Here is a 21,003-nt window from a genome sequence, read left to right on the forward strand (position 1 = left end):
CTGTTGTTTTTGGAACTCTAACTATCCGAAGTTGCCTGGGTAATACGTACTGAATAATTCCATGAAGTTGGCTTCCATACGTCACGCGAAGCAACTCGAACATAATATGTTGTCGTTGATTGCAAACCGCCAATCGTGCAAGCATTTTCAGTGCCCGTCCATTTTGCAGCAGTTGAATCAGGATCAAAATTCGCATTAGTGCTGATCCACACCTGATAATCTTTTAAGTCAGGTACTTCACTTGGAATCCAAGTGACTGTGATCGAATCAGCCGTTGCCGATGTATACACATTCAATAATTGTGGCGGTACTGGATTGCTGATATTTAATTCAGCAAAGGTACTGACAATTGATCCGTTTTTACTTGCGACTCGAACCGTGTATGCACGTTGAATACCATCTATTTTGGCTTCTTCCATGGAATAACTATAATCAGTATTGGTTGTTTCAACCTCACGAAGTAGCACACCACCTGATCGGATTTGCACAATATAGCCAGTTGCTCCGGCTGTTGACTGCCATTGCACTTTAAAACTAGTTCCAATGAATGGGGATTGAAGTGAAAGCCCTTTCACTAAAGGTGGTTTTCCTCCTGTGATGGTGTAATCATAAGCAGTGACTTCATCTAAAGTTTCTTCTTTTTGCTGCAATCCATTGAAGCTGGTGAACTTCAGGTAAACCTGTTTGTCCACCAGATTGGATTTAAAGTCATACTCGAAAATTGCACGGTCAATACGAACAAATGGTTCACCGGCATTATGTGCCTGAGCATCATCAAAACGACCACGAAGCAGACCGCTTAATGTGTACAGTCCTGATCCATCAAGTGTGGCCTCCTGATAATTGACAAACTCATCACCAACCTTACACAATGTCGCATCAACCTGAGCATCTTCAAGCGTACCGCTAAAAATCTGACTGGATGTATTCAGCTGTATCTGCATTGCCGTAGCAGTTGCATTAATGCCCGACACCAATGTGCCATATCGTGCCGAGCCATAAATGGTACCAATCATTTCGTAAGTGGTATTATCAAGACTGACCCAAACATTACAACCGCCCCAATTAATACCACCCGATGCCGCAACCCAAAGCTGATTTTTACCATCGGTCAAATCTAGAGGCGGTTCAAAAATTACTGGTGCATTGATATTACCCGGCTCTTCATTTCCGCCCTGATATCCGTTAGATGATTGCATGTCATATTCAACTGCAGAACGAGATCCGACTGCCAACTCTTCAGCTGTAATCGAAAGTACGCCATCCTCATCTTCTTCAACACGGGTGATTCGTACCGGAAAACGGTTAAGGCCCAAAGACTCATCTGTGATGGTCACAATATCCATGGGTTCAAGACGGCAGTATTTCCAACCCAGTTCAAACTCGTACTCATTGCGAACATACAGCATTCGTTGAAGCAGCAACTGAACAGCATGACGTGCAATCTTAGGTTCACAGAAAAAGTCATATTTGACTGGATCTTGCGTACGCAAACCAAACATTTCGATATTGGCTTGGTCCTTGGCTTCAACCGTTTCAGTGTTGTACTGATTGAATCGGTTTACATATTCGATTTGAGTATGGTTATAGGCATCGGTATCACGACTGCGACGAACTCGGACCGGTTCATCATCACCGATAAAATCATCATCTGTTAAGTGGTACACCGGTTCTAAATTTGGCGTAAATGTCACACCATTACCTGTGACCGCACTATCACCAAACGAACGAATTTTTAAACCGTCTGGACTTGGCACAACAGCACAATTTACTGCCTCAACAAGTTCATTGATAATTTCAAATGCTTCACGCTGTTCACTCATTGCAGGACTGACCAACAAATTAGTTGCTGCACAATAGGTTCGCAATTCTGATAAGTCAGCCATGTCCAAATTTGGCGCTGCACCATATCGTGGATTGGTGATGAAATCCTGAATTACATCAGCCGGATTTGCATCATGAATCGTATTTGAAAAGGTAATGTCGCTCATCACTTCAAAAGTATGATTTGCAAGGCTGGCACTACCACCGAGATCATAATTGGCACAAGCCACATAGCCTAAAAATGGATAATGCACAGCTTCATCAGGATGTTTGGATGCTAAATATCCCCATACTGGATTTCGATCCCCATTGAATAGCTCAAAACCGATTTGATCAATTGGCTGCAGCTGCACACCGCCTTCAGTTTTAGCCACGATCTGCTCTTTATCACGCCAGATAATACCAATGTCTTTAATTTTGTTTTCACAAAGACCCAGCATCATTGATGCTGAATAGGTATAGGTCGTATTATTGGTTTTGGTTTTACCGCCTTTACCACCCGATTTAGTCGTTGTGGTATGTGCAATCGCTTTAAAATCGCCATACCAGAACATGTTTGCAGCAACGCGGTTTTTCCCATAAACCAATGGCTGACAAAGTCCATAAGCTGACTGCTGAATCCGCATAGAATTAATACGTTTGTCAGACGTGCTAATCGTGGTACCGCCAAATAATCCACCCATATTATTCTTTTAGCCTCTTCATACGAAAAAACCCGGCAATTCGCCGGGCTAAACTTCCTTTGGTCCCATCCTGCAGGATGACTCCCTGATGGATGTATGAGTGAATGATCGTAGGCCATTCAACGACAATTGCACCATGACTGACACACTTGCCAAAATGATAGAGAACAATATCACCAGGCTGCGGTTCATTTACTTCAAAGCACACCGATTTAACGTGTTCTAAATACCGCTGTCCGAGCTGGTGCATGTGCCAATCTGGTGGGTATGGGCGTGGATCTAAATGATCCATCAATCCCACTTTTTCATAGACTTCACAAATCAAGGTACCGCAATCCACACCTACACCTTTAACACGGCCCTGATGATGGTATGGTGTACCGAGCCAAGTCATAGCTTCAGCAACGGCTTCGATATTTTTCATAATTTATCCAATAAAAACAACGGCATAATTAAAGGTCAGAGTTCGTGATGGTTTGTTAGGTACTACCGACCTGTCCAGTCTTTAATCTTGTTGTCTGGAGTGGATGACACTATTCCGACATTTAGATTTGTGTTTAAGGCGGTTTCGTTTAGCTCTAATGACAGCTCATTGTCTACATAAACCTTGATTGTGTTCGCATCATACTCAACCCCTAGCTGAAAGATTTTACCTACTGTCATGGTTAAACCTTTCGTACCCAATAAGGTATTTACGCCTGCAACGACTTTTTCTACTCGCAAACCATTATTTGCCAGTGCGATTGATATTTGGATATAGTTATTTTGATCTAAACCCCGAATGATTAAACCAGCGAAACCACTTCGCCAATCAACCGCAATGTGGATTTTCCCGCTTGTAGCGTGCGGTATTAATGCCCGGCTATTTCCAGCAGTTGTTGTTGCTAAATAGCCATTATAAACAGTCCAGTAAGCACCAGTTGTGCCAATTGTTGACCATGTTTTTGTGCTGGTGATTCGACCATTCAACGGGCCTAGATTTTCAATAAATTTGTCTTGTGTCGTGGTTTTGGCTGGATCTACAAAACTTTTTAACAAAGTCTCAAAAGGAGGAAATTTACTGTCTAATGGAACAATTCCAGCTTCTTGTTTATATTGCATCCTAATTCACTCCTGCACTTAATTTTGATGAGATTTTACCCAATGCTGTGCCTAATATATTCTTGCCAATTTGGTTGTAATGCACGTTATCGTCCATTAGATTGCGCTCAAAGAACTTTACTGCGCCAGTAAAACCTAAAAATACTCCGGCTTTTTCATGAGCTATTTCAGACTGTGCTGCACGTACAGACTTTGATCCGGCATTATCTCCAGTGGTCGCATAGTACGCGGTGGTTGTGATGATAAAAGGGAGTTTTGAGCCAAGGTTTGTTTTAAAGAAATCAACCATTTCAGACAATCCATTTTTGTACTGAAGCTTTGTGATGGTATTAATTTGTATTTCTTGACCATCACGCTCACCTTGCGTCCAAACAATGAAGCCATTTTGAAAACATGTTGAAATTGAGTCTAGATAAGCCCGACAAGCAACTATTCGATCAACTGCTGTTTGGCGTAAAGTTCCTGTCGGCGACCAATTCCCTGCTCCATTGTCTGCTTCCGCTGTTTGAGCTGTAGAGCCAACTGCACTATTCACGATAATTAACCCCAACCCGGTTCTTTTATAAAATTCCAAAGCCAATGCAGGCCCATAGGTTTGCTTGCAAACATCGGAGGCTAAGCTGCCGTCATTGATTTCTCGAACAATGTTGTAGGTATTATCCCAAATGTAGCAAACGCCTTCGGGTATTGCTGGAGCCAAAGAAGAGTCGCCCCCGTAGTAACTGGCATTTGATTGACCCGCAATAAGGCACAGCACAAACTCATGCGGAGTCTCATACACAATGTCACTTGCTTCAATTGTGATTGATCCTGGTGATTCAATAATTGCAATACCAGTACCTGCAATTAAACTTTTTTGATCAATACTCATGAATGACTTTAAGATGCCATCAACACTTATTTCTTTGATACGTGAGATCCCGTCACTATCTAAAAAAACAGTCACAAAACCTTTGACTGTTTCATAAATAGCTATTCCTTCAGTTTTTGATTTTAAATCGTTAATTTCTAAAACTGACTGTTCGATTCGCGTGTCAAATATTAAGTTTTTAGTTGAATCAGAATAAAGCTTAACTCTAGAATTTCCATTAGGATCTAGCTGTACTTCAACATATGCAGAAAAACTTTCATATATAGACTTAACTGAAATCTGCTGATTTGTGTAATCTTTAGACTGATCCAGATCACCCAAGCCAGTATCCATCCACGCGCCTGTAACTGGTATCACACCTTCAGCACTGGTGCGATTCCACAGATATTCTTTGCGAGTGTCCATTGCTTTTGCTAGAACTTTTAATTGCGTTGGCTTTGCGAGAAGTAACTCAGCTTGTGTTTGAAACGGAATAACTCCGTTCGCTGCTGCTGAAACTATGTTGTCTACATAGTTTTTATCGGCTTTAGGAGCAATAGCATCATTTACATTTGAAATTACTGAATCAAACTCTGTCCTTGTTGGAACTTCAATACCCAAATAATTTAATAACTTTTCCTGCGCTTCCTGAAACTTACGTTGTGAAATATTTGTGCCGATAAATTCAAGAATATTCGGTAAAGGCATTTTCCTACCCCATGAAAAAGCCCGCATATAGCGGGCATGGATTGAAGATTAAATTTGATTAAACTGCGGTTTCTGGCACTGGAATAAAAGGTGCACCACGGAAACGACTGCGGTTATTAAATCGGTTATCACAAGTCTCAAGACGTTTATCGCATCCTGGATAAACTTTGATTCGCTGCCCGGGTTGAGGTTCTTCCAGCAATGGTAAAGTCAGCAACAAAGCACCTGATTCATGCAAACGCGCTGTACGTTTTAGACCTTTATTACCACCGTCCAGAAATTCGATCACACCCTGAGTAAACCAACCTTGTGGCTGATTCACCTGACATAAAATACGTGATGCAGTACTGCCAGATTCAATCGTTGTAGACACAACATGATTTTGACGCAATAGACCACATGCACTGTCAAACAGTGTATTGGTACAGCTTGGCTGATATAAGTTCCGTGGCATCTGTACGTTTAAATCGTCCAGATCCGAAGCTACACTCACGCTGATCGTATTGCGGTCCAGTTCAGGTTCAATCAAACGCCCTTCAAACAATTTAATTGTGCCGGCACTGGTATCTGTTGGTGTATCCATATTCATAAAAATACGCTCCAACTTGAAACGAGCACCATCCATTTGGCCATTATGAAATGCCTGGACAACTCGCACACCTTCAAAAGTCTGATCATCTGTCACATCAATCGTCACAGATAAATTATCAACCTCTATTCCGAGTGACAGGCTAATTCCTTCACGGCTGATAATGGGACCATCTGATTTGTATACATGACCTCCAACCACAAGGTCATAATCATAATTAGTGTATCGATACACATCATTCTGCACCGTGGTTATCGTATACAGATCAGCCATCAAAAACTGATCCGCATCAAGCAATGCAATAAGTTTTGCGGAAGCTGCTCTCATACTTTATTTCCTAATGACCCGATCATCTCAACCTTGTTGGCTTTCCATAGTTTGTGCATGAAATTCGTGTATTGCTGCTCATCATCTGCGAAACGGCAACGATAGTAGAATGTACCTTGTACGCTCAGGATGTCACCATCAGCCAATGGGACAGGCAAGGTCAATAAACCGTTTTTAGTGATGCCATACTGAGTTTCCCACATTTGATCATTTAGATCCGTCCACATAGGCTGATCCAGATCTTCATCCCACATCAGTGGATCCTCAGTCACGTATTCAGCTGTATGACTGATAGGAATTTTTGAGGTATGCATGTTCTTGTATAGTTGATAGGTTGTATTTGTCCCATCACCTATGAAAGTGCAGTTGAATTCGCAATCATCAGGCATTTTTAAAAGGAATGAATCAAAGGCACCACGGCGTTCAAAGAAGAAGCTTTCAAGTTGCTGTAGCTCATTTTTGCCTTTTGATTCCCGCAAAAAAGCAAATGACATTGAGATTTCATACTTCGGAACGGCTTGGTAACTTGCACGAAGTTCCCGACCGTTCACTGACTGCATGATCTTTGTATTGAAAATGGGTTTCTTACTGAGATCCCACTCCAGTCCTGGCAATTCAGGAAACAATACATCAGACACTATTTTCTCCTTTATTTACCAAAACCACGGCGATGACTTTTAAGACCGCCAGCCAATTCACGTCCATGCTTTTTCATGAACTTCTTCACGTCTTTTGAATCCCATGCCTGAATATTGATACTCGGCATAATTCCCATGTCACTGGCATAAGCTGGCTGTTCATTCATACCACCACCAGACATTGATCGACCTAAAGCACGAATCGTATTGGCATGCTGTTTAGGTAAGACCATTTCCTCTTCATGCAATTGAGTCACCGGATTCACACCTGAAGGAATGTCGTAACCTCCTCGAGCAGACTTAATATTGCCCGCAATACCGCCAACTAAAGCTAAAGCGGAAGCACCTGCAGCCACAGCGAGTACTGGACCAATATATGGAATGGATACCATTGCTTTAAACGCACCTGCCATCGCTTCCCAGGCATACATCATGATGGATTTAATCGCTTCACCGGCTTTGATGGCTAAACGTGCTAATGCTCCTGTACTGGTTGCAATAGTCTTGGTCGTTTCACCTGCCACAACTGCACCGGTTTGGGCCGTTTGCCCCATTACTTCAGCAGCAGTTTCGGTTTTAATAAAACCTAATTTCACTGCTAGGCGGGTAGCCATACTTGCAAGATATTTTTTCATCGGTGCGGTAATCATGCTTTGAATAAATGCACCTGCCATTTCTGTATAAATGGCATTCGTGGCATTTTTCCAAGTCAGCGTGCCATTCATCATGGACTGAATGCCTTTGTCCCAAAGACCAGACATGCGTGACGTCAGATCCCCAAACTTATCCTCAAAATCTTTCATTTCCGCGTTAGAAATTAATGCAGGAGATTGAATATCAGAGATTGATTTCTGACTATCTAATGCGCCAATTTCATTGGCTGTACTGGTGACACCGGTACTTTTCCCAGTAAGACCACTTAACTCCTGCTCAAGGTCAAGGCGTTCTTCTAAACCCAAACGTTTAATCGAGTACAGCCGATCTTCAATCTGTTTCGCTAAACGAAGTTTTTCAACATTGGAAATCTTGCCTGCATCAAATGAGGATTGAACCTGAGCCATTTCCAGTTCATAGATACGCTGAGCTAAAATAGCTTTACCTTGAAGCTCCTCATCCAGTAATGTTTTGGTCTTTTCAAGTTGCTCAACTCGAATAGCTTTAACTTTGTCAGATGCTTCCTGTTCAGCCTGTACAATTGCATTGATTTGTTCATCACCTGAAAGCGTTGATTTTTCAATATCAGCAATTGCATTTTTCAAGTCGGTTGCAATTTTTTCTTGCTCACTAGCATATTTGTATTTCAATGCCAGTCGTTGTTTTTCAGCTTCCTCAGCTTTTTGAGTTTGAATCAACTCAAGTTTAGTAAAGGAGGATGTTGCAGAAGTGACTTTACTTGGATCATCACCCAAAACAGAGTTAAGCTTATTATAATAACCATCTCTCTTTTGGTGATGTGGCTGAGCATTGATTTTATTGCCATCGTAATCCCAACCAATCGTATTTTTCCCAACAGTCTTACTAAGTTCACTGTAACCAGCATTCTTAGAAAGAGCATTTTTCGACTTTGCATAAGACTTATTGTTAAATATTTCATTAACTAGAAATCTTGCCTGAGCATCTAAAGCTTCCTGTGTTTGCTTAATATTCCCACTAGAGTCCATCAAACCTTGAGAACCTAGATACTTCTCTAGATTTACAGCACGACTTTTTTGCCAAGAAATCATACCCGTATTTTTTTGGCCATTATTCTTGTCGGTGTGAGAACCATATAATCCACTGTTTTTGAAATCATTCTCACGACCCACCTCCGCAGTTAAATATCTGGCTTGTTTATCAGTTAAAACTCCAGTGTTCATAAATGCTTGGTAGACCTTAAGCATATTTCGAGTGGTCTGATCTGTATTCGCAGCTATGGCAGACTGCTTTTCCATCTCTTTGGTTTTGCGCTGCTCAGCTTCTTCAGACTTTTTCTCTGCTTCTTCACGGGCTTTAGCAGCTTGAGTACGCTTCCAGTCCGCTTCTGCAGAAGCCTTCACAGCATCAGGCATTGGCGCATAATAATCAGTACCTGATTTTTCCTTACTATCAGCATAGGATTCTGCTTTTTCACGGCTAAATCCTTGGTCTTGAAGCATGGCGGTATAGGCTTCTTTTTTGTCTTCGGTTTTAGCAGCCCATTCTTGGCAATTTCCAAAAGTCGTTTTACCGACTCATCAGCACCCCATCGTTTAGTTTCACCGAAGAATACTTCAACATCGTGGCCGGCCAAGTAATGCTTAGGCAGACCTGTATGGTCGCTATAAATGATTTCACCATCTGCATCACGTTCAACACCAATGTGATACAGCTCATGTTCAATCAAGCGACAAAATTCACGGTCAGAGGTTTGTTCACAAAATGCGGCATCTACAGTAATCAGGTATTGAGGCACAAAGCCAAACCAGTCCCGCATCTGCTGTTCCTGACGTGCCTTCTTCCATCCACCCTGGTTAAACATAACCTTCTCACATTGACCCAGTACCATTCTCTTTTTAGCCACACATGCAGATGATGCCCAGGCGAATGCAAGAAACCCTTCATTGTCGTGCAGCAGCTCGGCAATATGGTCGTGATCCGGGTTATGTAATTCACCACCAATGGTCAGCCAGTTTTTAACGACCCATTCTTTTAACTCAATAGCAGGTGCCAATCGAATGGCTTCTTCTTCCTCAGCCTGGTCAATTAAATCAGTCGGTGGGAATGGTCTGATCTGTTCCATTGAAAATATGCCTTTTCAAATTCTTAAGCCACTGTGAGGCTAAGTGAGACTTTATTTGTAATGGTCCCGACTCAATATCTTTAAATGATGGTGCAGATTCCAATCTAACGACTGTAAAACCCATCTCGGCAGCATCATCGTAACGATCTAAGCTCCAAGCCTTATTTTTCAGCTTGTCACCCCGTCCGCCTGACCATGGACCACCCGAAATCTCAACTAAAACTCTGTGTTCAATTAAATGGAAATCAAAACGCCAATGCTTGGTGGATTTGAACTGAAATTTCTTTTCATATTTGATTCCAAATACATTCAATGCATGTTCAAAATCTTCTTCAGCTTCTAAATATTTTTCTTTAGCTTTAGGTAGGGGTTTAGAGCGTGGTTTCGTTTTAGGTGGGCGCTTTTTGGTTTTCCAGAAGTAATCGTCTGCGTCCATAAATTGCACCCATTAAAAAACCTCCTGGAGGAGGCTAGTATCAAATTGTGTAAATTTCCCCTGTGTCGGGATGACAAAAATAATAATGTCTTTCTACTTTTACTGGTCTACCATTAATTATCACCCCAACCCATACTTCGATCTCACTATCTGGCGGGGCATCAAGTAATGTAGATTTCTTTTTTTCAAAGACACATCTAAATATCTTTTTATTTCCTTCATCGTCTTGCAGCTCAACATTCCTTTTGATGAATTTCATTACCAGCATCTTGCTTTCAAAGTGGCCGACATTTTATACGATCAATCCTCATAACACCACTTCAAATCACCTAGCATCACGCATGCAAAACCATTCGTAAATTAGCAATACGCTCTTTTAAACGAATCATAATATTATCCATAGCGACCAGTTCACTATGTCTTAAACCTGATCTACTGAGATTCTGATACTTAGACAGCTCAGCACTGCAAAATTCTAAGTCTTGTTTCGCTTGTACTTTGTCTGTCATAAGACCACCAATAAGAAAAGAAAAACCCCTCAACATCTAGAATGCGAGGGCTTTTATGTGCCGTAATACGTCCGGAGATTGTTTAATTAATCTAAAAAAGTAAGTTTTTGCTTAATTTAAATTAAATAAAGCTGATATATTGTTAACACTATTAATACTTAATATTTACAAAAACTATGAAATATATTATTTATTGTGTGATTTTTATTTCTCTTTTAGTCGCCACTACTTTAAGTATTGCGCTCACAATATACTCAAAAGATATGTTCTTTTTCGCAGTTGCCGTTTTGCTATCAATGGCATCTTTCTTGCTTTTTTTAGAAATTAAGAAAATAGAAAATGATCCTTTTTTAAGTTAATCCTAAGTATTTCATGTCTCGTATACACTAGCCTTTGCGAGACTTATTTAACTTCTTTTAAGCAATCCCGACACACCTTGATTTCTTCACCATCAATTGTGTATTCAATTTCAGTCGCACCATGAAAGCCGAATAAGCACATAAGGAATTGGAGCATTGCTTTTCTCCTGACAAAAAAAAGCCCACTCCAGTATTAGGTGGATGTGGGCCTATAAACTAAGGACCTTGGAAAGGTCATTCAGAAACTACAGCGATAGATTCTGCGCGTATTTTATATACAATTAATTTTCAATCATTGGCGAAATATTACTTTCAAATTCAATTTAAAAAACCAATAAAAGCCCGATCAATGACTGTGATTTTTATCACTACACAACCTCACTTACTTATCTTTATTAATATTAGATAAAGAAAATTCAGCTTCCCGTATCAATTGTTTTATTCTTTCTGATTTTTTTGTCTTTAAATCTGCATAAACGTGTACGCATAGAAAAGACAGAGATATAAGAAATACTCCGCCTAAAACAATAAACCTTTTACTTTCCATGATTTAACCAGTTCCCATAGTTATTATGGATTCCAGTTTTACATTCATTCCATATAAAACAGCAATGGCATAAAAATTTATAATTAAGTATCAATCTTACCGAGAAATAAAAAAAGCCCGATCAATTGACCGAGCTTTCGTTGTTATATCTGGAGGCGGCATTCAATACAAACCACCAGGAATAAAGAAAACCGCCATAGGAGCCCCGATATTGCTTACACAGGCATTTCTCAAGGCATTAAAAAAGCCCACTTTTCGATGAGCTTATTTTTGATCGGTGCAAATCATAATAACTTGCCACCATACACTAAATATAAAGATATGCTGTCGACAAAGCAAGTGTTTAGTCAGTCAAAAAACTACTTAATTTAAAACGAGTTGCAAGGCGCAACACTCCCATCATTTTATCTCGCTTCACCGCATACATGGTCATGTCAAATTCAGCCGCAATATCTTCCTCTGAATATCCCTTTACATAATACAAAATAACAATGCTTAACCACTGTTGAGCCTTTTTAGTATCAGTAGACTTTGCATGAGAAAGTAAATCCTCAATTGCCCATTATGGGAGGAGAGAAACGGATTGCTTGAGTCGCTTGATATACAGCCTTTAATGTCAAATCGCTCATAATTATCTAGTATGGCGCAAAGCTTATAAAACCACTTTTCATAAGCTTGCGCCTGATCACTCAAATACTCATGCAGGTCATATGTTCCCCATACCGCCGGCAAACCATGCCCAAGCATAATTTCACAAATATGTGGTGGTGCAAGTTCTGAAATATGTGTTCTCATTGTTCTGCGCAAATCGTGGGTTGACCACTGCTCAATCTCAACATCAAATATTTTTTTAATACTATTCCCAACATACAGTGGAATTGTCGTCTGAAACCCTTTCTCTAGCCTGGTGTACTTCTTTCCTTTTAAATTGGGGAATGCATATTCACAACTGTCTGGCGATAATGAAAATACATACTTTAAAAATGGCACAATTTGAGGAATGATGGGGCGAATAATCGGCTTGTGTGTTCTATCCCCCATCTTGTGATTTTCAGGTGGGATATACCAAATATTTTCATGAAAGTCGAAGTCTGATTTTTTGGCTAATCGCAATTCTGAAACACGGCATCCAAAAAATAGAAGCATGATAATTATGGCCTTATTTTTTGGCGACATTGCGTTATTTCTAAGTGACGCATGAACCACCCAAAATACTTCCTGTTCTGATAGATAACGTGAGCGCTTTACCTTCTTAACATTTAGATCGGCAGCTTTCAGGTGTTGAACGGGTTGATTATTCAACTTACCGTGAATACACCCCCACCGCATAATCAATTTCAAGTTACCTAGGATTTTTACTGCCACTGTCCTTGCAGTTGTTACGATTGTGAATAACAACTCTGACCATTCTTGTAGAGATACATCATCACAAATACGTTTTCCAACACGTGGGTAAACATGGATTTCAAAGGCTCGGTAATCGTCCTTACATGCAACCTTATTGACACCAATCGTGTTAAACCAGATATCACAAATCTCCTTTACAGTTGGCTGCTTTGCATAGTCATCTTCACGCTTAAGCTTTAACTGAAGCGGGTCCTTTCCTTGATCTAATTCGATTTTGTATTTCTGCACCAATATTCTGGCATCTTTTAAACTCATTAACGGATATGTACCAACATCTATGCGTTTGGCTTTTCCATTAAAACGATACCGGTACTGGAATACCATTTTCCCTTTTGGTGATATGCGAACAGACAAGGCATCGCGATCAGTCACCACTTCAACTTTATCGCGTATTTTACCGTTATTTGATTTTAACCATGAATCACTTAAAGACATGCTACGTATCATCCAATGCGCTATAATTTTCACATTCATGCACAAGACAGAAATATGTACACAGATTTGTACATAATTTTTCTTGAAACGTAAACATATTTGTTGAACTTTGAAAATATTTAAAAAGCATTGATAAATGCAAAAAATGAATATTTTCAGTGATTGCATGGTTTTCTATGTGCCTTGTTGAACTTTGAAAAACATTGGAGATTGTTGAATGGGAAGACCAGTTATTATTTTTGACATGGATGGCACACTTCTTGACCTTGCCTATGATGATTTCATCTGGAATCATCAACTTCCCATTCGCCATGCGGTCACACATGGCTGCACGCTCGAACAAAGCACTGAATCTTTATTTCATTTTTATCAAGAACACAATCATACCCTAAATTGGTATTCAACCCGGTTCTGGAGTGCAAAAGTGGGGGTCGATACCCTAGCACTGCAACATGAATTTAAACATAAAGTTGCGCTGCGTTCAGGCTGTCTAGAATTACTCGATTATCTAAAAACCAATGGCTATCCTTGCTGGATTGCCACCAACGCAGATTGCGAAGGCTTAAAGTTTAAATTGGAACACACCCAACTGGCTGATTATTTTGATGTGATCATCAGCAGTGAAAGTATCGGTTACGCCAAAGAGTCAATTGAGTTCTGGCAAAAACTACAAGCACTTCACCCCTTCCAAATCAATCAAGCCTATTTTATTGATGACACAGAAAAAGTACTTAATAGTGCAAAAAAATTTGGTATTGGCAATTTAATTACCATTGCACAGCCCTCATCTAAAGGAAAGATACGGACTGAAAGTCCTTATCCTATTTTACAAGACTTAACCGACTTAATCGTTCTGTTAGAACAAGCTGAGGATCTGAAAAAATATGCCTAATCCTTCTCAACAAAACACTGTTGAAAGTATGCGTGTTGATAAATGGCTATGGGCGGCACGTTTTTTTAAAACCCGCTCGATATCAAAAGCCGCTATTGAGGGTGGTAAAGTTCATCACAATGGTGAGCGCGTTAAAGTGTCTAAAGAAGTTCGCGTTGGAATGGAACTGACTATTCAGCAAGGTTTTGATCGGAAAACTATTGTGATCAAAGCATTGTCAGCAAACCGTGGTGCAGCCCCGATTGCCCAGCAACTGTATGATGAAACAGAAGTTAGTGTTGCACGACGAGAGTTGCTTACAACACAAAGAAAGTTGCATAATCTAGCCCGACCTGAACATCGGCCCAGTAAAAAAGATCGCCGCCAAATCAGTAAATTCAAACAAGATAATGATCAACAGTTTGACTAAGACTGGTCATACAGCGATGATTAATTTAAGCGTCATATTCTGTCGTACTTGACCGAATTGATATAGAACATAAAGAATGAATCTGTCACTATACTTGAGTGGAACACGTTTTAAAGTAACTCATCCACTTAAGTTAATATTTTTGTGACATCGTTTTGAGGTTGTGAGATGGATGATAATAAAAGTAAGGCGCTGAATGCTGCCCTAAGCCAAATTGAAAAACAATTTGGTAAAAACACAGTTATGCGTCTTGGCGATAATACTGTACTGGCAGTTGAAGCGGTATCTACAGGTTCTTTAACCCTCGACATCGCGCTCGGTATTGGTGGCTTGCCGAAAGGTCGTATCGTAGAAATCTACGGTCCTGAATCTTCGGGTAAAACCACAATGACCTTGCAAGCAATTGCACAATGTCAAAAAGCGGGTGGTACCTGTGCCTTCATCGATGCCGAGCATGCGCTTGACCCTCAGTATGCACGTAAGCTGGGTGTAGACCTTGACAACCTGTTGGTTTCTCAGCCGGACAATGGTGAACAGGCACTTGAGATTGCAGACATGCTGGTTCGCTCTGGTGCGGTTGACATGATTGTTGTCGATTCCGTGGCCGCCTTGACTCCGCGTGCAGAAATTGAAGGCGAAATGGGCGACTCCCACATGGGCTTACAAGCACGTTTGATGAGTCAGGCATTACGTAAAATTACCGGTAATGCAAAACGCTCTAACTGTATGGTGATCTTCATTAACCAGATTCGTATGAAGATTGGTGTAATGTTCGGTAGCCCCGAAACTACTACGGGTGGTAACGCACTTAAATTCTACGCTTCTATACGTCTGGATATCCGTCGTATTGGTCAAGTGAAAGAAGGTGACGAGATTGTCGGTTCTGAAACACGGGTTAAAGTCGTGAAGAACAAAATGGCACCTCCGTTCAAAGAAGCGTTATTCCAGATTTTGTACGGTAAAGGTGTAAATCAGCTGGGTGAACTGGTTGATCTTGCAGTAGCTCAAGAACTGGTACAAAAAGCGGGTGCCTGGTATTCATATCAAGGCAATAAAATTGGTCAGGGTAAAAACAATGTTATCCGCCATTTAGAGGAAAATCCTCAAATTGCACAAGAACTTGACCGCCTCATTCGCGAAAAGCTGTTAACCCCGATCACCAAGCCAATTGAAGAAAAAGACGAAGAAGAACCAGACTTGTTAGATGCTTAAATAGCATGATGTTAAAGTCGAATTTTTCGAGTTAAACTGTAAAACGCCCTACGGGGCGTTTTTTATTTAATGTGATAGATACAATATGAGCAATCCAAAATTTCCCAAGATGCTTGATTATGAAGCCGTCAAACAACAATTTGATGATTCATCGACAGAATCTATCTCCGCATCTCACCCCGCTGTCATAGAATCCAATGCATTACATTTTGAAGATGACCCGCAGCCCAAGCCAAAAGGCCTGACAGGCTCTCGTTTACGCTCTTATGCCTTTGCAGTACTGACACGTAGAGAATACTCAAAAGCCGACCTGATTGAGAAGCTGGCGCTGTATGCCATGGATCGTGAAGAAGTTTTAAAGCTGGTTGATGAGCTGGCAAAAGAAAATTATCAAAGTGACCAACGCGTGGCAGAAATCATGCTATCGAGTCAAAAACGTAAAGGCAAAGGTCCAAACCGCATTAAGCTGGCGTTAAAATCAAAAAAAATTGACACGAGTTTAATTCAGGAAGAGCTAAAGGAAACCGATTGGACTGAACAGGCTTACCAATTGAAATTAAAAAAATATGGTGCAAAAGTAGAAAAAGAACCAAAACTTAAAGCAAAACAAATCCGCTTTTTAATGTATCGAGGTTTTGAAATGGATACGATTATGAAAGCAATTAGCCGTAAAAGCGAAGATTAAAACTATCCATTCGCAGAGTTCGAGATCTTGATCAATCCCGGTCGTGATCTGAATGACTCGTCAGAAATAAGTATGAAGCTCAGCGAATTTTTTAAATACTCATCACGTCTGATTTTAGGACTGTTCCGCCCTTTTAAATAAAGATTGATGTGAACTAGATCCATTCAACATGCATTTATCAATCGCTTCAATTTGCGTTGAATCCAATCAAAATCGTCTTTAAGCCCCAAGCGTAAAACATTGATCATCTAAAAGTATCCTATAACGCCATAAATGAATGATTTCAAAACAGGATAAAAAAATTATAGTGCCAAACAATCAAATGAAAATCTTAAGACCAACGTATTAAAATGAAATGAGCAATAGCGTAATCAAAATAGAAATAAATATGATCATCACATAGAAAATACTACATATAATTTTAAAATAAGGAATGATAGATGAGACTAAGGAAAAATATGGTTGCATCATTTTTTTATTATAAATATGGTGGCAACCCCACTAGCAAAACTTCGGCACATCATAGTTCTGTTACCGTTGCTACCTTCCGGTCCTGGCGGGGTTCACAGAGTACAATTGCGAAGCCACCAGCGGGGCTACCATTGCAAGAACAGAGTATAGAGATTTTTATTTAACTTGCAAGCCTTGCAATGACTTTTCGTTCAACATCGATATTATTTGATTATTAAAAAAACAATCTTGATTAAAAACAGCATTTTTGTATATTTTTTATCAAGGCCAGCAATTACTTTAAACCTACGACAAGTTTGTAAATGCATATTGCATTTCACGGCATGGACGTTTTTAATGTGGTCAGATCTTTTAAATAGGTACATTCTAAATGTTGCAAATTTTGAATATACCTAAGAATACGAAATGGATATTTTTATGATGCTCAAACAGCATGTTTTATGTGCCCTCGCCTTATTTGGTTCAGCTTCACTTTATGCAAACGTTCCGATTGAATCTCGTGGTTTAAGTCAAAACAATATTGAGCCAAGTGCTAACAGCGTCGCAATTAATTCAGGTGCTACAACAGCCAATATGCCGACCAATCTAAACTGGCAAATCATACAAAAAAATCAACAATTAGAAAATGATGTTCGTGCCTTACGCGGCAAAATTGAAGAACAGGACAATGAAATTGACAAGCTTAAACATGAACTCACCAATCGCTATACTGATCTGGATCAGCGACTGGAACTGTTGCAGCAAAAATTAGATCCTGAGAGTACTGCTTCAGAGGAGGATAACCAACAGGGTACGACTCCCAGCACCGTGAATACCCCAACAACGCCAGTAGTCACAGCAAAGGCAGCCTCTACTCAGCCAGCAGCTGCAACGAAAACTCAAGCCGCATCTCCGGCTGATCTGGACAAAGCTGCTTATACCGTTGCTTTAGATGCCTATAAACAAGGTGGTGCAAAAAAAGCCATTGCACCGATGAAAAACTTTATTAAAAATAATCCTAACAGCATTTATATTAGTAATGCTTATTTCTGGTTGGCAGAATTCAATCTAGCCATTGAACCGACCAATTACACTGAAGCAAAAAAGAATTACAACATTGTGATCAATCAATATCCAAATTCGGCCAAGGCTTCACTTGCCTTGTATCAACTGCATAATATTGCTAAAGATGTAGACCGTAATACAACACTGGCCAATCAACTTAAAACCAAGCTCATGAAAGATTATCCGAAGTCCGAAGAAGCGGGTTATTTCAAAAAATAAAAATACAAAAAAAGACACCTTCTAGGGTGTCTTTTTTGTAGAAGCATATTCAATTAACGAACAATACCACGCTTGGATTGTTCTAAAGAATCAATCAGCAACTGAACTTCAGGAACTTCGGGAAGGATTTCCGCACGGATCTGTTGAATCGCCTGTTCGGTGGTCAAACCTTCCTTGTAGATCAATTTAAATCCTTGACGCAATCCTTGAATCACATTCTTTGACCAACCTTTACGACGCATCCCTTCTACATTCATTGCAAAGGCATGCGCTGGATTGCCTGAAACCATCACATAAGCAGGTACATCTTTCAAAATTAACGAAGCACCGCCAATCATACTAAAAGAATCGATTTTGCAGAATTGATGGATACCCGAGTTCCCACCAACTACTACATAATCGCCGACATGCACATGTCCAGCAACACCCACATTATTGGCAAAAATATTATGATCACCCACCACACAGTCATGTGCAATATGGGTATTGACCATTAATAAATTATGACTGCCAATTTTAGTTATTCCCTGATCTTGAGTCGTACCACGATGCAAACTGCAATGTTCACGAATCAGATTAGAATCACCAATTTCAAGCCAGGTTTCTTCGCCAGCATATTTTAAATCCTGACATACTTCACCCACACTCGCAAACTGGAATATTTCGTTGTTTTTCCCAATGCGAGTATAGCCACCTATAACTACATGTGAATGTAGCTTAGTGCTCTCACCAATGGTGACCTGTGGCCCAATAATACAATAAGGACCAATTTTTACATCTGAAGCAATAACTGCAGATGAGTCAATAATGGCGGTTGGGTGAATTAAATCGTTATTACTCATGCCTGCTCTATTTTCTGATGCGAAACCATAATTTCCGCGGTTGTTGCTACAACGCCATCGACTGTGGCTATACAATTATATTTGTAAATGCCACGTCTGTGCATAACCAATTCTGATTTTAATACCAGTTGATCACCAGCAACGACTTGTTTCTTAAAACGAACCTTTTCAGCGCCCGCAAAAAGAAACAATGAACCTGGGCCTGGTTTTTCATTATTCATAATAAAACCAAGTATACCAGAGACTTGAGCTAATGCTTCAACAATCAGTACTCCCGGCATAATTGGATAACCAGGGAAATGTCCCTGCAAAAACTCTTCGTTGATTGAAACATTTTTATAACCAACGATACCATTATCAGTCACATCTACAATTCGATCGACCAATAAAAATGGATAGCGGTGAGGTAAATATTCACGAATTTGTTGAATGTGCATTGGCAATTCAGGTTTCGTAAATGCAGCAGTATTCGACTCAGTCATCATATTCTATTCACGCTTAAAAGTTGATTCAAGGGACTCGATTTGAGCCTGTATATGATCAAGCCGTTTCACTAATTGGGTCAATGGCACATCTGCTAATTGTTTAAAGCGTACAGCAGCGCGTTTCCATTGCAAACTTTCTAACATGGGTGTTCCTGAAGAATAGCTTCCTGCCTCAGAAATACTTTTTGTGACCATTGACATGCCAGTAATTGTCACATTATCCGCAATATTAATGTGACCAACTACGCCTACTCCACCCGCAAATACACAGTTTTTGCCAATTGTGGTACTTCCAGCAATACCACATTTTGCTGCAAGCGCTGTATTAGCACCAATCTTGACGTTATGTGCAATTTGCACAAGGTTATCAATAATCACACCATCTTCTAAAATAGTGTCGTCCAATGCACCACGGTCAATACTGCAATTTGATCCAATACGGACATCATTCCCAATTTTAACTGAGCCTAATTGTGCAATACGATGCCATTTACCTTGATAAGGTGCAAAGCCAAAGCCTTCTCCACCAATCACACTGTTGGCATGAATACGTACTCGATCACCTACTTTGGTTTCACCTGTTAAAGTGACATGTGAATCAATAAAACATTGTTTGCCAATTTCTACATCATCATCGATTTTAACGTGGGATTGAATGACTGTTTCATCACCCACCACACAATGTTCACCGATCACCACATAATGTCCAATATAGGCACTATCAGCTACGATGGCAGAAGAATGTATTTGAGCGGTGCTTTCGATACCCTGTTGGGTATGTTTTTTTTCAAAGACATGCGTCAAAATTGCGAAAGCAAGATAAGGATTATCCACTACAATAAAATTATTATGCGTATCTAACTGTGATTTTAAAGCCGCAGTGACAATGAGTGCACCTGCTTCTGAAGCACGTGCATGATCTAAATATTTTTCAGAATTTACAAACGCAATATGCTTAGCTTGAGCGACATCTAAGCTTGCCAATCCTTCTAAGGTTAAATCAGATTGACCGACATACTCACCTTGTACAAGGCGAGCAAGATCTTCTAAGCGAAATTGTCTAGGATTCATTGATTACTTAATAACATTGACCTTTTGAATCATTTTATCAGTTAAATCATATTTAGGGTCATAGGCAAGTGCTGAATTTTTATTTAAAACAATATCCAAGTTATTTTCTTTACGCAATTGTTCAGCAGCTTGCTTCACACGCGCATCAAAAACACTACGAATTTGCTGAATCGAGCTTTGTACGCTGCCTTGAACGGATTGTTGTAATTGATTCAACTCTTGAAACTTGGCTTGATACTGCGCAGAAAGCTTTTGCTTTTCTGCATCTGTAAATTTGGTGTTGGACTGTGCCCGTTGCTGTAACGCTTCAAGCTCTTTAGACAACTGTTCAATTTTAGTAGTCTGCGGCTGAATTTTTTGCTGTACAGCTGTATTTTGCTGTTTTAAATAGCTACTATTTTCTACAAGACGCTCTAAATCAATCACCCCATAACCTGCAGCCTGAGTCAAAGACGTGATGCTTGCCAAGGCGATGCCTATCGCCATCGTCATTTTTTTCATT

19 protein-coding genes, 1 other RNA gene and 2 pseudogenes are annotated in these 21,003 nt (G+C 40.1%); 5 read left to right on the top strand and 17 right to left on the bottom strand.

The window, feature by feature from the left end; translation table 11 throughout:
• Positions 1 to 17: 17 nt before the first annotated feature.
• The 12 genes and pseudogenes from ACP69Y_RS05270 to ACP69Y_RS05325 all read right to left on the bottom strand — a co-directional run bounded on the left by ACP69Y_RS05270 (position 18) and on the right by ACP69Y_RS05325 (position 13,171).
• Positions 18 to 2,507, bottom strand: a complete 2,490-nt coding sequence (locus ACP69Y_RS05270) for a phage tail protein (protein WP_425916784.1) — start codon at positions 2,505 to 2,507, stop codon at positions 18 to 20.
• 1 nt (position 2,508) lies between these two features.
• Positions 2,509 to 2,931: an NlpC/P60 family protein gene (locus tag ACP69Y_RS05275; RefSeq protein WP_425916785.1), complete on the bottom strand. Its 423-nt coding sequence runs from the start codon at positions 2,929 to 2,931 to the stop codon at positions 2,509 to 2,511.
• A gap of 62 nt (positions 2,932 to 2,993) precedes the next feature.
• Positions 2,994 to 3,608 carry a hypothetical protein gene (locus tag ACP69Y_RS05280; RefSeq protein ID WP_425916787.1) on the bottom strand — a complete coding sequence of 205 codons (615 nt, stop codon included), beginning with the start codon at positions 3,606 to 3,608 and terminating at the stop codon, positions 2,994 to 2,996.
• Position 3,609: 1 nt separating this feature from the next.
• The gene (locus tag ACP69Y_RS05285; protein ID WP_425916789.1) at positions 3,610 to 5,166 is read right to left on the bottom strand and encodes a sialate O-acetylesterase; all 1,557 of its coding nucleotides are present in this window, start codon (positions 5,164 to 5,166) and stop codon (positions 3,610 to 3,612) included.
• A gap of 58 nt (positions 5,167 to 5,224) precedes the next feature.
• Positions 5,225 to 6,082 carry a DUF2163 domain-containing protein gene (locus tag ACP69Y_RS05290; RefSeq protein ID WP_425916790.1) on the bottom strand — a complete coding sequence of 286 codons (858 nt, stop codon included), beginning with the start codon at positions 6,080 to 6,082 and terminating at the stop codon, positions 5,225 to 5,227.
• Positions 6,079 to 6,720 (bottom strand): DUF2460 domain-containing protein, encoded by a 642-nt coding sequence (locus ACP69Y_RS05295; protein WP_425916791.1) that lies wholly within the window; start codon positions 6,718 to 6,720, stop codon positions 6,079 to 6,081. The genes ACP69Y_RS05290 and ACP69Y_RS05295 overlap by 4 nt, the downstream gene beginning before the upstream one ends.
• Before the next feature lie 11 nt (positions 6,721 to 6,731).
• Positions 6,732 to 8,060: pseudogene (locus ACP69Y_RS05300) on the bottom strand (phage tail protein); the annotation flags it as partial.
• An 836-nt stretch (positions 8,061 to 8,896) separates the two neighbouring features.
• Positions 8,897 to 9,478 (bottom strand): annotated as a pseudogene (locus ACP69Y_RS05305) (putative metallopeptidase); the annotation flags it as partial.
• Positions 9,447 to 9,914, bottom strand: a complete 468-nt coding sequence (locus tag ACP69Y_RS05310) for a hypothetical protein (protein WP_425916793.1) — start codon at positions 9,912 to 9,914, stop codon at positions 9,447 to 9,449. The pseudogene ACP69Y_RS05305 and the gene ACP69Y_RS05310, both read right to left, overlap by 32 nt.
• Positions 9,915 to 9,954: 40 nt before the next feature.
• Positions 9,955 to 10,173, bottom strand: a complete 219-nt coding sequence (locus ACP69Y_RS05315; RefSeq protein ID WP_425916795.1) for a hypothetical protein — start codon at positions 10,171 to 10,173, stop codon at positions 9,955 to 9,957.
• Positions 10,174 to 10,249: 76 nt separating this feature from the next.
• Entirely contained in the window at positions 10,250 to 10,423 is a 174-nt protein-coding gene (locus ACP69Y_RS05320) for a hypothetical protein (RefSeq protein ID WP_425916797.1), read from the bottom strand.
• Between the two features lie 1,401 nt (positions 10,424 to 11,824).
• A complete protein-coding gene (locus ACP69Y_RS05325) occupies positions 11,825 to 13,171 on the bottom strand; it encodes a tyrosine-type recombinase/integrase (protein WP_425916799.1) in 1,347 nt (448 codons plus the stop codon).
• A gap of 217 nt (positions 13,172 to 13,388) precedes the next feature.
• Between ACP69Y_RS05325 and ACP69Y_RS05330 the strand changes: the two genes are divergently transcribed.
• The 4 genes from ACP69Y_RS05330 (at position 13,389) to ACP69Y_RS05345 (ending at position 16,369) form a co-directional block, all read left to right on the top strand.
• Complete coding sequence (locus ACP69Y_RS05330) at positions 13,389 to 14,063, top strand: HAD-IA family hydrolase (RefSeq protein WP_425916801.1); 675 nt, start codon at positions 13,389 to 13,391, stop codon at positions 14,061 to 14,063.
• A complete protein-coding gene (locus ACP69Y_RS05335; protein WP_425916803.1) occupies positions 14,056 to 14,472 on the top strand; it encodes an RNA-binding S4 domain-containing protein in 417 nt (138 codons plus the stop codon). The genes ACP69Y_RS05330 and ACP69Y_RS05335 overlap by 8 nt, the downstream gene beginning before the upstream one ends.
• Positions 14,473 to 14,640: 168 nt before the next feature.
• Complete coding sequence (gene recA, locus ACP69Y_RS05340) at positions 14,641 to 15,684, top strand: recombinase RecA (protein ID WP_407304307.1); 1,044 nt, start codon at positions 14,641 to 14,643, stop codon at positions 15,682 to 15,684.
• Between the two features lie 85 nt (positions 15,685 to 15,769).
• The gene (locus ACP69Y_RS05345) at positions 15,770 to 16,369 is read left to right on the top strand and encodes a regulatory protein RecX (protein WP_425916806.1); all 600 of its coding nucleotides are present in this window, start codon (positions 15,770 to 15,772) and stop codon (positions 16,367 to 16,369) included.
• A 496-nt stretch (positions 16,370 to 16,865) separates the two neighbouring features.
• Here ACP69Y_RS05345 and ffs read toward each other — a convergent pair.
• An RNA gene (gene ffs / locus ACP69Y_RS05350) (signal recognition particle sRNA small type) lies at positions 16,866 to 16,962 on the bottom strand.
• 295 nt (positions 16,963 to 17,257) lie between these two features.
• Between ffs and ACP69Y_RS05355 the strand changes: the two genes are divergently transcribed.
• Positions 17,258 to 18,103: a YbgF trimerization domain-containing protein gene (locus ACP69Y_RS05355; RefSeq protein ID WP_425916808.1), complete on the top strand. Its 846-nt coding sequence runs from the start codon at positions 17,258 to 17,260 to the stop codon at positions 18,101 to 18,103.
• Between the two features lie 53 nt (positions 18,104 to 18,156).
• On the opposite strand, the gene lpxA is transcribed toward ACP69Y_RS05355, so the two are convergent.
• Genes lpxA through ACP69Y_RS05375 form a run of 4 tightly spaced genes read right to left on the bottom strand, consistent with a single transcriptional unit; the run spans position 18,157 to position 21,002 of the window.
• Complete coding sequence (lpxA, locus tag ACP69Y_RS05360) at positions 18,157 to 18,945, bottom strand: acyl-ACP--UDP-N-acetylglucosamine O-acyltransferase (RefSeq protein ID WP_425916810.1); 789 nt, start codon at positions 18,943 to 18,945, stop codon at positions 18,157 to 18,159.
• A complete protein-coding gene (gene fabZ, locus ACP69Y_RS05365) occupies positions 18,942 to 19,427 on the bottom strand; it encodes a 3-hydroxyacyl-ACP dehydratase FabZ (protein ID WP_425916942.1) in 486 nt (161 codons plus the stop codon). The genes lpxA and fabZ overlap by 4 nt, the downstream gene beginning before the upstream one ends.
• A gap of 6 nt (positions 19,428 to 19,433) precedes the next feature.
• Complete coding sequence (lpxD, locus tag ACP69Y_RS05370) at positions 19,434 to 20,501, bottom strand: UDP-3-O-(3-hydroxymyristoyl)glucosamine N-acyltransferase (protein ID WP_425916812.1); 1,068 nt, start codon at positions 20,499 to 20,501, stop codon at positions 19,434 to 19,436.
• A 3-nt stretch (positions 20,502 to 20,504) separates the two neighbouring features.
• Positions 20,505 to 21,002: an OmpH family outer membrane protein gene (locus ACP69Y_RS05375; protein ID WP_425916814.1), complete on the bottom strand. Its 498-nt coding sequence runs from the start codon at positions 21,000 to 21,002 to the stop codon at positions 20,505 to 20,507.
• Position 21,003: the final 1 nt, after the last annotated feature.

It is taken from the genome of Acinetobacter sp. TSRC1-2, from assembly GCF_049895885.1.
In the GTDB taxonomy this organism is placed as follows: Bacteria; Pseudomonadota; Gammaproteobacteria; order Pseudomonadales; family Moraxellaceae; genus Acinetobacter.

Bases quoted from the DNA above. Each gene is read 5' to 3' on its own strand.
- ACP69Y_RS05270 (WP_425916784.1), bottom strand. From the start codon at position 2,507: ATGGGTGGATTATTTGGCGGTACCACGATTAGCACGTCTGACAAACGT.
- ACP69Y_RS05275 (WP_425916785.1), bottom strand. From the start codon at position 2,931: ATGAAAAATATCGAAGCCGTTGCTGAAGCTATGACTTGGCTCGGTACA.
- ACP69Y_RS05280 (WP_425916787.1), bottom strand. From the start codon at position 3,608: ATGCAATATAAACAAGAAGCTGGAATTGTTCCATTAGACAGTAAATTT.
- ACP69Y_RS05285 (WP_425916789.1), bottom strand. From the start codon at position 5,166: ATGCCTTTACCGAATATTCTTGAATTTATCGGCACAAATATTTCACAA.
- ACP69Y_RS05290 (WP_425916790.1), bottom strand. From the start codon at position 6,082: ATGAGAGCAGCTTCCGCAAAACTTATTGCATTGCTTGATGCGGATCAG.
- ACP69Y_RS05310 (WP_425916793.1), bottom strand. From the start codon at position 9,914: ATGGACGCAGACGATTACTTCTGGAAAACCAAAAAGCGCCCACCTAAA.
- ACP69Y_RS05315 (WP_425916795.1), bottom strand. From the start codon at position 10,173: ATGAAATTCATCAAAAGGAATGTTGAGCTGCAAGACGATGAAGGAAAT.
- ACP69Y_RS05320 (WP_425916797.1), bottom strand. From the start codon at position 10,423: ATGACAGACAAAGTACAAGCGAAACAAGACTTAGAATTTTGCAGTGCT.
- ACP69Y_RS05325 (WP_425916799.1), bottom strand. From the start codon at position 13,171: ATGTCTTTAAGTGATTCATGGTTAAAATCAAATAACGGTAAAATACGC.
- ACP69Y_RS05330 (WP_425916801.1), top strand. From the start codon at position 13,389: ATGGGAAGACCAGTTATTATTTTTGACATGGATGGCACACTTCTTGAC.
- ACP69Y_RS05335 (WP_425916803.1), top strand. From the start codon at position 14,056: ATGCCTAATCCTTCTCAACAAAACACTGTTGAAAGTATGCGTGTTGAT.
- recA (WP_407304307.1), top strand. From the start codon at position 14,641: ATGGATGATAATAAAAGTAAGGCGCTGAATGCTGCCCTAAGCCAAATT.
- ACP69Y_RS05345 (WP_425916806.1), top strand. From the start codon at position 15,770: ATGAGCAATCCAAAATTTCCCAAGATGCTTGATTATGAAGCCGTCAAA.
- ACP69Y_RS05355 (WP_425916808.1), top strand. From the start codon at position 17,258: ATGATGCTCAAACAGCATGTTTTATGTGCCCTCGCCTTATTTGGTTCA.
- lpxA (WP_425916810.1), bottom strand. From the start codon at position 18,945: ATGAGTAATAACGATTTAATTCACCCAACCGCCATTATTGACTCATCT.
- fabZ (WP_425916942.1), bottom strand. From the start codon at position 19,427: ATGACTGAGTCGAATACTGCTGCATTTACGAAACCTGAATTGCCAATG.
- lpxD (WP_425916812.1), bottom strand. From the start codon at position 20,501: ATGAATCCTAGACAATTTCGCTTAGAAGATCTTGCTCGCCTTGTACAA.
- ACP69Y_RS05375 (WP_425916814.1), bottom strand. From the start codon at position 21,002: ATGAAAAAAATGACGATGGCGATAGGCATCGCCTTGGCAAGCATCACG.